We start from the raw sequence: 11,697 nt of genomic DNA, 5'->3' as shown, positions 1-11,697 counted from the left end.
ACTCCTTTTTATTCAATAACAACTATTATCAATTAGTCTATATATTTCTTTAGAATCATGGCTGCATGAAGTCCACCGAATCCACTGGCATTTGTTAAAACAACATTTAAATTTTTTTCTCTTCCACAATTGGGTATATAATCCAAATCACATAGTGCATCTTTCTTGTTATAATTAATTGTAGGTGGCATAAAATTATTTTCCAATGCCAGACAACAAACAATTGCTTCTACTGCACTAGCCGCACCAAGAGGGTGACCTGTCATTGATTTTGTACTACTCATCGGTATTTTATAGGCCAGCTCACCAAATACTTTTTTATAGGCGCCTGTTTCATTTATATCATTTTGTTTGGTTCCACTACCATGAGCATTGATATAATCAATCTCAAATGGTGTGATATTAGCTTCCTCTATTGCAATTTTTATTGCTCTTGATAAATCCTCACCATCTGGCTTCAAACCTGTCATATGCATGGCATTATTTACTGAACCATATCCCCCAATTTCTCCGTAGATATGTGCACCTCTATTTAAAGCATGTCCAAGTTCTTCTAAAACTAATATCCCTGCTGCTTCCGCTAAAACAAATCCATTTCTCGTATCATCAAAAGGTCTGGAGGCCTTTTCTGGCGGATTATTATTTGTAGAAAGTGTTCCTATTGCTTCAAAGGCAGCAATAGTTATAGGTGTTATTGGAGCCTCAGCCGCTCCGCATATCATTACGTCCAATTCCCCACACCGTATTTGATCATACGCAAATCCTATAGAATCAATTCCTGTTGTACATCCTGTTGCCATTGTACAACAGGTTCCATTAAAACCATAACGATATGATACTTCATTTGAAGTTGTATTAGGCATAGAGCGTGCATATGCATAAGGTGATATATCTTCCGGATTTACCACCTCTTTTCCATTATTGGTTAAAACTGAAAATTCTTCATCCATGAATTTTGTGCCTGCTACTGCATTTGCAATATTAACGCCTACTCTATTTTTGTCTATTTTAGATAAATCTATTTTTGAATCTTTAACAGCTTGATCTGTACATAAAACTCCAAATTGAGTAATCCTATCCATTCTTCTAATTTCACGTAATGTTAATCCTAATTGCTCTGGCTTAAAATTTTTCACATAACCGTAAGCCTTAGATTCAAAACCGAATTTTTCCAGTTCTGGCATATCGCATATACCACTTTTTCCGTCTTTATTATTTTTCCAGAATTCTTCTTTTCCTATGCCTATAGGCGTAATTAGTCCTATCCCCGTTACGACAACTCTTCTCATCTGAATCTCCTTATAATATATCTTTATTTACAGAATAATAAAATGGCATAAAAGATTTTCAAAAAATTCCAAGCACAATTCACAAATCTTTCCTTGCCATTTTATTGATATTTTATTATAATTCTGTCTTGCTGCTAACTATGCCACTCTCAATTTTTTCCTTAAAAATTTGAAGTTCTTTCTTACTACCTTTATTAATCATTTCTTCAACAGCCTCTTCAGTAAATCCTGAATTTTTATCCATACTAAAGTCCTGTATCCAGGTCATTTTTGTTCCTTCTTTTTCTACTGATAAAACAACATCAAGTATCCAATGTCTAAATGGGTACATAGGCTCTAGTCTTACCCCTCGTGCACACATATTAGTAACATCTATAATTCTCTGAGATGTCCAAATTTCAACCGGTTCCTCTTCTTTATTCCCCGTAACTTGAAAAACAATCTTTCTCCTTCCATCTAGCAATTTCTTTTTTTCAAGTATTTTTACATCTTGATAGTTATGTAATTCCGGCCAATTTCTAACATCATTAATAATCTCGAACAGTTCGTTTATCTCTTTTTTTATTATGATAGAATTAACTGTATATCCCATAAAAAACCTCCTTATGCATTGTTATCTTTACTAGTTGCAGCAAGTGTTGACAGAATAGATTTAACTGTCGTCCATTTTATTGCTTGATTATGAGTAACTTTAACGCCAGTTTCCTTTGATAAGACACTTGCTAACTCTACTAATGAAATAGACTCAAATCCCAATTGATTAACTAAATCTGTATCTGAGTTAATTGTGTCTTCAATACCAAACCTCTCTTTTAAAATTTCGTAAATTTTTTGTTCCATTTTTATACCTCCATTTTTATATATTTTAACTGAAGAATCAGTTAAATCTCACTATTCAATAATAGCTACCGCTCTAACCCATGCAGCTCCCATTTCTTTTAATTTAATAGGGAAACAACAAAACTTAAACCCATAATTCATTGGGATCTTATCTAAGTTTGTAAGCCTTTCAATATGGCAATATTCTTTTTCTCGTCCATAAAAATGAGCTGGCCATAAGCATTTTTTGTCATTCGTTCTATAATACTGCTTTACCATAGCCATAAATGGTTTATCTAATGAATAACAATCTATACCTATTATTTTCACACCACTTTCAACTAAAAATTTTGTTGCTTCTCTTGACATGCCAGGAGCTTCATAAAAATAATTTGGCTTACCCCACTTTTTATCCGTATCTGTTCTTATCAGAACAATATCGTTTTCTTGAAGGCAATATTCAATTCTTTCTAACTCCTTTTTTACATCTTCAACACTAATCTCTTCACATGGACCTTTATTGCAAAAATTCAATACAACTCCATTTCCATAACACCATTCCAATGGTATTTCATCTATTGTTTTAGGTCTTTTTCCTTCACATCTTGTTCCAAAATGTGAAGGAGCATCTAAATGTGTTCCTGTATGAACAGACAATGAAATCCTTTGTTCGTTGATAAACTCTTGATCAGGAAAGCTTTTTTTAGTTATACGTTCTTTCCCTGACATATAATGAATCACTGCCATTGCCTTATCTTTCAAACTACGTTTTCCCATAAATACTATTTTTCTTCCAAATTTAGAGCCCCCTGAATGTGGTCTTGTTTTTATTTTGATTGACATAGGTTCAGAAAGATTTGGCTCAACATTAAAACTAAGATCTATTATTTTCATACTGCTATTCCCCCTTATACAAAATACTAGAAATATATTCATATTTTTGTTTTTTAATCTCATTCAGATTGTTTGAAATATAAAAACTGAGATCTGTCAAATCTCTATGAATAAACCCTGTATATTGTCTGCGCAAAGATTTTAGTGCTAATGTTTCTTTCTCGAATTCTTTCAAATCATCAGACAAAATATAATATATTGCCCAATAAAATCGAAGTATAATTTCCATAACTTTAGGTTTATTAATGGAGTTTGCCTTTTCCAGATACCTTAAAGATTCTTCTATATCATTTGATATAAATGCTAATTCTGCTGCATTTATATAATAGTTATAATTATAAGGATTCTCGCAAAACAACTGCTCATAATAGGAATACGCTTTTTCTTTTCCTTTTAATTCTTTAAGAAAATATGCGTAACGTTTTGATAGCCAACTGTTATTTTTATCTTTGTTTAGCGCTATTTTATAATAATACTCTGACCGACTATATTCTTTTATTTTTTGAAGAAAAAATGCGTAATGACTTATATACCATGCATTATCTGGCTCTATATCAATAGCAATTTTATAATAAAAATCTGCCATTTCGTTTTTTCCCACTTGTCCTAACAAATATGCATAATAGCCAATCTGAATATTATAATTTTTATTTATTTTCAAGATTTTATTATAATACTCAAGCGCATCAGGATATTTTCCAATTTTTCCTAAGCAAATGCACATGTTTAAAAATATATCTATATCTACTCTTTTTTTATCCAAAATTTTTCTTGCTATTTCAATGCTCTCAAAATATCTCATATTCTTTTGCAGAGAAATTGCGTATTCTTTTAGCTCACTTATTGAAAGCTGCTCTCCTTTATGAAACAATATATCATATACTTTTAAACAATTTTTATAATCCTGTTCCCTGTAGTATTCATGCGCCATTGTAAGATCTTCTGAGGATTTTTGCATACGTAACACCTTACCTTATTTATTCTATACTATGTAAAATTTTAAATTTACTTATCTCCATTAATGCCTTTTTATATCCTCCTGCATCTTTAAAAGAAATAGAAATTTTTTCTACCGCTTCTCTATATTTTCTTTCCGTAATTACTCTTTTCATGGAGTCCGATAGTAATTGGGGCGATATATTATCTTTATTTAAACAAATAGTAGCTCCTAGCTCTGAAACTCTACTAGCAATATATCTTTGATCAGCGCCTATGGGAATTGTCACAAATGGTACATTATTATATATTAAATCACTTGTGCTATTCATTCCTCCATGAGTTATTGCCCCCTCCACATATTTAAGTATTTCTGACTGTGGCACATAATTTTGTACAATAAAGTTCTCTGGTATATGAAATTTTGATATATCCATTTTAAATGCACTCATTACGACTATCCCATCATAGTCAGAAAATGCTTTAAAAAACGTTTCATACAGTTTGGTGTCAATACTATTAAATACTGTTCCTAAAGAAATATATATTACTTTTCTACCGTTTATTTTTTCAAATGGAAATTCAATTTTCTCTTTTCTATTATAAACCGGTGGACCAATAAAAAGAAAACTATCATCATATTCTTCTTTTATGTTAGAAACAAATAATTCAGATGTATATGCAATATTTAATTCCCCTTTGTTAAAAAACAGATCTAACATGGGGGGCATCTGTATCCCATATAAAGTTTCTAATTTCATATAGAGTTTCTGGTATGTGTCCGTAGCTTTATGATTTTTTATAAACTCTTCATTTCCTTTTTCCATAAAAACTTTTGGTTTCGCAAATACGGCAAAAGAAGAGATAGCCGGGATGTTTAATATCTGAGATATTACATTTCCATATGGAAACATTGAGCCATAGATAATATAGTCAAATTTCATTCCTTGAATTTGTTTTAAAATATATTCGATAATATCAGCTCTATTCAGGACCTCATCTATTCTATTCAGCAAATCATCAAGAATTGATTTTCCTGGTTTCTTATTTTTAGGAACAAAAAAATCAGATTTCGAGCCATAGCTTATAAATGTTGCACCCATACTTTCTACTTTCTTTCTGAACTCTTCTGTCGTAAAATATAAAACCTCGTCTCCCTGTTTCACTAATCCTTCCACCAAACCTAATGTTGGGTTTATATGCCCATGTGAAGGAATATTCAAAAATAATACTTTAGACATTTTTTTACCTCTTCCCATATATTTCTCTGAATAGTTTTCTTTGAACAATACTATATGTCCACTAAAAAATATCACTATTTTTTTATATATAGGTAAAAATGTCCTAATCTGCAATATATTGTCCTTTTCATGAAAAAACTTATTGTGTCTATAAAACACTTTGCATTGTCACTCTTTTATTGAATATTTGATGACTCGAAATCATAGATCCGGAAATTTATAATCAAAATTCTAATACTCAAAAATTGCCTTTTTGTACTTAATCATTAATACATTTATATGAGATGAATATCCATGTCTTATCATATCTGCACTATATAGCAACCTTAAGCCATTTCTTCATGAAAATTTAGAACGCAAAAAATGATCCTCAAACATGATTTTTATATCACCAGACTGGTGTTGAAAAATCATTCAGGATACTCATTTATTCTCGTAGCAAAAATTAATGAAATTTTTTAAAGAGAAAGTATTTTACTCTATTTTGTATATGGCATATTTATTATTTGTACAAAAAATTAGCAGGATATAACTATGGAAAATTATATCCTGCTAATTTTTATTAATTCTCAATTTTTTAATAATAAGGCATAGTCTATCATTATTCTTTATTTTTAATATATGAAAGTCTTTCCTTTTCCAAACTTTTGTGTAAATTTATGGCCATAAACACTGTGATAATTGCAGAAATAAGATCTGCAATTGGCTGTGCATATAAGATACCACTTATTCCTACCAAACTCGGCAATAACAAGATAATTGGTACAAAACAAATCCCTTGTCTACAAGCTCCCAAAATAAATCCTTCTAAACCTTTACCTAAGGCAAGAAATAGAGAAGAATACACCGTATAAAATCCAAAAAGCATAATAGAAAATCCATTTGCTCTGAGTGAAGCCTGCCCTATTCTAACAAGTTCCATATCTCCTGCTGTAAATTTAGAAATAATTGTTGCAGGGAATAAAATTAATATCAATCCAAAAAGCGCACAAAACACTGTTGACCACAAAATAGATGTTTTAATTGATTCATTTAGACGTTTAAAATTTTTCGCTCCATAACTGTATCCTGCAATCGGTTGAAAACCTTTAATAAATCCAAATACCATTAAACTTCCCATAGAAACTATTCTTGTTACAGCTCCCATTCCGGCAATTACTGAATCTACATATTCTTTTGTATGTGTTACACTCAAAGCATTGGCCTGATTATTAATTAAAATTATTGATAAACTTGTCAATAACTGGAATACCAATGTTGGTACTCCTATCTTCAAAATTTCCTTCATATTTTCCTTAGAATAACAACAATCTTTAATCTTAAATGTAAAAATACTTTTTTTCATAAGAATATATGAAAGAAAAACAACTGTTGAAAGAGCCTGTCCAATAGCTGAAGCAATAGCAGCTCCTGTAACGCCCATATTTAATACGTTTATAAAAATAGGATCTAAAATCATATTTAATAATGCGCCTGACAACATTGCAAACATAGATATTTTAGCCGCACCTTCACTTGTTATAATATTATTCATCATCACATTGAAAATATTAAAAATAGATGCAGCAATAAAAATTCTTGCATATTTAATCGCATATGGCATGATACTTTCTGTTGTACCAAGAAACTTCAGAATTGGCTCAAGAAAAGCTAACGTGCCAATTATGAAAATAATTCCAAGTAAAAGACCACTGTATAAGGCTGTACTCGCAACTTTTTTAGCATCATCATTATTCCCACGTCCTAGCAGCCTAGAAATATATGAGCCTGCGCCATTACCAAACAATAGTCCTAACCCAACAATCACCTGACTTAAAGGATACGTTACTGAAATCGCACCCATTTGGCTCGTTCCCAAGCCTCCAACAAAATAGGCATCTACCAAATTGTAAATTGCGCTGATCATCATTCCTATCATAGTTGGAATTCCCATTGCCAATAACGCTTTTGGAATCGGTGCACTCCCTAATAATTCCATTTTTTTGTTATGTCCTTTCATTTTTTCACTCCTTTTCTAATACTATAAATTATAGCGACATCTATTATAATACTATAATTTATAGTAGTAGTCAAGAAATTTTCTAATTTCTTGAAGAGTTTTTTAGAGTTCTAGTTTTAAAATATTAGGAAATTTTTTAGAATTTTCATCTAAATACAGCACTGCATATCCAATTCCTGCCAATCCCATCATGAATCCTGGATTACCATTTTCTAAATTTGTCCACAGATTTTTTTCTATAAAATAATTTAATTTACTCAGAGTGCTTGTCCAAGGTACACACGGAATTTTTCCTGTTAATTGTTGTATAATCATAATATTTCCTAAAATCCCATGACATAAGCATAAACTATCCAGTTCTATATTAAAATTATTTTCTATCATGCTAATTTTTGTCTGATAATCTTCAAAAATATGCTGATATGAACCATCTTCAATATATTTTAATATTTCTTGCTGCGCCAATACTATTCCTGCTGCCCCATGACACCAATATATCTTTCTACTTCTTTGATTCTCTTTTTTATTTTTTATAATATCATACTTTAATAGCTCCAATGCAATGTTTAGATATTTCCTCTTCTTTGTCTTTCCAAATAATCTTGTAAAACAAATACTATATCCGCTACCTCCATGTGCAATCCCCCTATCCAGCCGAGAAATTTTATTACCTTCAATATTATTAAATATGCTATACGTTTCTTTCAAATTTTTCAAAATATAATTCGCCGCAATCTCAGCACGCAAAATATATTTTTTATCCATTGTTAATTCATACATATTTAAATATATTATGACAGCACCGGCATTACCATATAGCAAATCTCCCATCCTATCTTTTTCCAAACTAGCAAACAACTTATTTTCATGTATTTTTGCATATTTTATATATTTTTCTTCGTTGCTTATCTTATATAATACCAAATATGTATAAATAATAGATGCCTCACCACAAAATGCACCTGAATACGCCTTTGAAGAAGAATTATTCATTGTATATTCTAGCAACTTATTCAATAAAATATTCTGTACTTCAAAATATGCTCTTGTTGGTGCTACTTCATTTAATGCTGCAAAAAAAACTATCATGCCAGCAATTCCTTCATATAAAAACATATCTGATATATGTATGGTACCAGTCAAGGAAATAATCCAATTAATATCTGTTTTTAAACTATTCTTTATCCCTATTTTCATAAGATAATCAGCAATCTGTTTGCATATTTTAATAACGGAAAAATTTGTATCATGCATATAATCCATTCGATTTTCCAAATGAACTGTTGATCCTTTTATAGCGTTATTTAATAAATATTGTTGAATATATAAATCCTGGCTAGATAATGATTTAATCCGCATTTTAATATACTGCTCTGGTGTAATGGTAAAATATTCTTTGATCATTTGATGATTATCCATATACAATTCTTTTTTATTCGATAAAAAACTAAAGTAAGGAATATCTCCTTTAAGCATAGCATATAGCTCTGATTCAAATAAATCTTTTCCATTTTTTGGATTAATTTGTATATGGAAGAAGAAATTTTTTGAAAGGATTAGCTGTCTTTCTCCTCCATCTGTCATAAACATAGGGTGATATGATAATTGAATAAGTTTAGAATAGTTTTGAGTATGATTATACAACATTCTGGAACTAAAGTTTTGAAATCGTCCCTCAAAAATCTTATTATTTTTCCAGATATATTCATAGCTTTTCCTAAATCCCAGACAAATCTCATCTACAAATCCATTATATCTATATTCTTTATGATTTATCTGTGGACTATTATATCCTTTCTTCGTTTTTGCATCTTTGTATACAAATTTCATATCTGAAGTTTTGGAATTTATCAGGAGCAATCTTTTTCTCCCAGTTTTCATTCCGCCTTTTCCGCTTAAAGCACAAAATATATCCATCTCCTTATTTCCCCTTGGTAAAATCCCACTTCCTAATACTGAATTTTCTACAAATAATTTTGCTTTCTCGTTAGCGGTCAATGGAATATAATTTTTTGTGATATGTCCACAGAGCACTTCAATATCTATAAACACAGGATATTCCCCATGAGAAATCAAGTTTTCATAATGGAAATCCTGAATATCTAATATGTAACTCAGTGCAATATGACACCCCATTCTAATATAATAATTTTTTACTTCATCTTTATTTTTACATTTTTGATATTTTATTTCTTCTTCCCAACCATACTCTCCAAAATCTGCTATTCTATATTTAAAACATGACAATCCTACATATTCATATAATATATTTAAGCATTCATAATAAATTTTTGATATCCTCAAATTTCTTGGTTTATAAAATACAGCATTTCCGTTTTTCAAAAAAATTTTCACCGTATGCTTTCCATTTCTGTGATTATCCCCTACTTTCTTAATTTTTGTAATCTCGGTATTATCTATATTTATACATTTTTTTATTTCTATTACATTTTTTTCCCATCTACTGATCAATTGATGATAAAACTCTACGACACTACAAATTTTCTCTAAAATGCATCTTAATAACAGAGGGTAAAACTGAAAAAGCTCCTCTATATATTCATCATTACTTAAATACATTTTAACATATGTAGAATATTTTTCATTTGCGTTCTTTCCTACCAATTTGTTTTCAAGAAACTGTATTTCATTAACTAAAACCCTGGTTGCCACGCAAGCTAAGGCCAAATATAACTCCTCATAAATTCCTTTAGAAAAATATTTTTCTAAAATATCTCCATATTTTTTTCTTGAATAATATCGGGCTAGTTTAAAAAATGGTATATAAAATGTAAAAAACAATTTATCTTTCATTGTATTTTCTATAATGATTTCGCTTTTATAACTCCCTGCTAAATACATTTCTAAAATTTCCATATACTCAACATTTGAGGGAGCTTCCTGTTCATAATATTGAGTATTTTCAGAAAAAAAAGAAGAAATCTCTTTATACTCTTTGCAAAGTATCTTAACTGTATCTTCTCCTATTAATTTTTCCCATTTAGAAGGAATTTTTAACTCATTATCTTTTCTTATATATTTTCTTTCAAATAAATAGCGTTCTCTCATTTATATTCACCCAATAAATCATTTGTTATTTTCTATTTGTATTGACACCGTAAAATTATAGTAGTATAATTTATAACCAAATCAACAACTATACTACTATAATATATAGTATATGTCAAGGATAGGAGGTCAGCATGGCAACCATTGATTTAATTGTATTAGGTATGTTAAAGACATCAGCTTTAAGCGCTTATGATATTCAAAAACTTGTAGAATATCGTAATATATCCAAATGGGTAAAAATTAGTACCCCTTCTATATATAAAAAAGTTCTTCAATTAGAGGAAAAAGGCCTTATAAAAGGAACTACGATTAAAGAAGGAAAAATGCCAGAAAAGGCTATTTATACTTTAACAGATACAGGGGAGAAAGAATTTGAGAAGTTAATGCTTGATATTTCTTCTAAACCAATTCATATCTTTCTGGATTTTAATGCAGTAATAGTAAATATAAATAATCTTTCTCCTGATAAGCAAAAAAAATGCCTTTCTGATATAAAAAATAACATTGAAATACTGAAAGCATATTTAGAAGATAATATTAATTCCAAAGAGCAAAAACCTGAAATTCCAACTGCAGGTATGGCCGTTCTACAACAGCAACTTATATTAGTCCAAGCAATTGAAAATTGGATTGCCACTTTACCAAACGTCTTTTAAAAACAAATATTCCAGGAAGAAACCACAAACCTTCCCCCATTTGTCACTTACTTAATTTTAAGAATAATCCTCAACCTTACCATATGTTCTTACTGTCCCGGATCCATTTTATTGAATAACCTTCACAGAAACAAGATGGGCAATTTTTCGTATATCTTAAAACTTTTAAAATTCTATAGAAACAAAAGAAGAAGAGCTATCACTATGTGATAGGCTCTTCTTCTTTTTAATCAAAGGATTTGGTCTGATTTTCCGTCAAAGGCTTTAAGAGCGGCTTCCAACGGATCAATAATGGTCAATCCGACAGCCGGTAATCCCACCAGTATTGCACTCTTTACCTCATCACGACTTGCGCCTAACTTTTTAGCAGATTGTACATGATAAAGCAAACCACCCATAATTCCTGTAGCTGCAAGCACTGCAATATACGCTAATTCACGTGTTTTATTATCCAATGCACTTGCCTTTTCCTGCTGCAAAATCATGTCAATATATGCCTTACCTACTTCGCTACTTTCTTCCATAAAACAATTAAAACCGGTAAATTCATTTTCCATATTAATATCTCCTTTTATTTGAAAATATTTTAGCAGCAAACTATTGTAAGAAATGAAGATGTATCTGTAGTAAAAATAACATCTCCTGCTTCTACATTCTTTCCATCAAGTTCCTTTATTTCGTCTTCCAAACTTTCTGATAATTGTAAACTATTTATCCGCTGCTCATTTCTTTCTGAACATGTTTTCATTTTTTCTCCTCCTTTGATTATTAAAATAATACCATATTTTTAG

The 11,697-nt window shown here is 30.2% G+C and carries 11 protein-coding genes; 1 reads left to right on the top strand and 10 read right to left on the bottom strand.

Features of this window, described 5'->3' with window-relative positions; translation table 11 throughout:
* Positions 1–32 precede the first annotated feature (32 nt).
* From NQ550_RS10275 to lanM, 8 genes are all read right to left on the bottom strand, one after another.
* Positions 33–1,289, bottom strand: a complete 1,257-nt coding sequence (locus NQ550_RS10275) for a beta-ketoacyl-[acyl-carrier-protein] synthase family protein (RefSeq protein WP_025578803.1) — start codon at positions 1,287–1,289, stop codon at positions 33–35.
* A 115-nt stretch (positions 1,290–1,404) separates the two neighbouring features.
* Complete coding sequence (locus NQ550_RS10270) at positions 1,405–1,881, bottom strand: SRPBCC family protein (RefSeq protein ID WP_025578801.1); 477 nt, start codon at positions 1,879–1,881, stop codon at positions 1,405–1,407.
* Between the two features lie 11 nt (positions 1,882–1,892).
* A complete protein-coding gene (locus tag NQ550_RS10265; protein ID WP_025578800.1) occupies positions 1,893–2,129 on the bottom strand; it encodes an acyl carrier protein in 237 nt (78 codons plus the stop codon).
* 51 nt (positions 2,130–2,180) lie between these two features.
* Entirely contained in the window at positions 2,181–3,002 is an 822-nt protein-coding gene (locus tag NQ550_RS10260) for a cyclase family protein (protein WP_025578799.1), read from the bottom strand.
* A 4-nt stretch (positions 3,003–3,006) separates the two neighbouring features.
* On the bottom strand, positions 3,007–3,933 hold the full coding sequence (locus NQ550_RS10255) for a tetratricopeptide repeat protein (protein WP_025578797.1): 927 nt from the start codon (positions 3,931–3,933) through the stop codon (positions 3,007–3,009).
* Between the two features lie 46 nt (positions 3,934–3,979).
* Positions 3,980–5,179, bottom strand: coding sequence for a macrolide family glycosyltransferase (locus NQ550_RS10250; protein WP_025578796.1), 1,200 nt, complete (start codon positions 5,177–5,179; stop codon positions 3,980–3,982).
* Between the two features lie 601 nt (positions 5,180–5,780).
* Positions 5,781–7,178 (bottom strand): MATE family efflux transporter, encoded by a 1,398-nt coding sequence (locus tag NQ550_RS10245; protein ID WP_025578795.1) that lies wholly within the window; start codon positions 7,176–7,178, stop codon positions 5,781–5,783.
* Between the two features lie 102 nt (positions 7,179–7,280).
* Complete coding sequence (gene lanM / locus NQ550_RS10240; RefSeq protein ID WP_025578793.1) at positions 7,281–10,247, bottom strand: type 2 lanthipeptide synthetase LanM; 2,967 nt, start codon at positions 10,245–10,247, stop codon at positions 7,281–7,283.
* Between the two features lie 134 nt (positions 10,248–10,381).
* Here lanM and NQ550_RS10235 point away from each other — a divergent pair, with 134 nt between their 5' ends.
* Positions 10,382–10,906: a PadR family transcriptional regulator gene (locus NQ550_RS10235; RefSeq protein WP_016289315.1), complete on the top strand. Its 525-nt coding sequence runs from the start codon at positions 10,382–10,384 to the stop codon at positions 10,904–10,906.
* A gap of 230 nt (positions 10,907–11,136) precedes the next feature.
* Here the strand turns inward: NQ550_RS10235 and NQ550_RS10230 are convergent, their stop codons facing one another.
* On the bottom strand, positions 11,137–11,463 hold the full coding sequence (locus tag NQ550_RS10230; protein ID WP_025578791.1) for a carboxymuconolactone decarboxylase family protein: 327 nt from the start codon (positions 11,461–11,463) through the stop codon (positions 11,137–11,139).
* A gap of 29 nt (positions 11,464–11,492) precedes the next feature.
* On the bottom strand, positions 11,493–11,654 hold the full coding sequence (locus NQ550_RS10225) for a hypothetical protein (RefSeq protein WP_159430639.1): 162 nt from the start codon (positions 11,652–11,654) through the stop codon (positions 11,493–11,495).
* Between the last annotated feature and the right edge of the window lie 43 nt (positions 11,655–11,697).

Origin of the sequence: Blautia wexlerae DSM 19850, assembly GCF_025148125.1 — a bacterium.
Lineage (GTDB): Bacteria > Bacillota > Clostridia > Lachnospirales > Lachnospiraceae > Blautia_A > Blautia_A wexlerae.
Note: the sequence above shows the minus strand (reverse complement) of the source record. Positions and strands in the feature narration are given on the sequence as shown.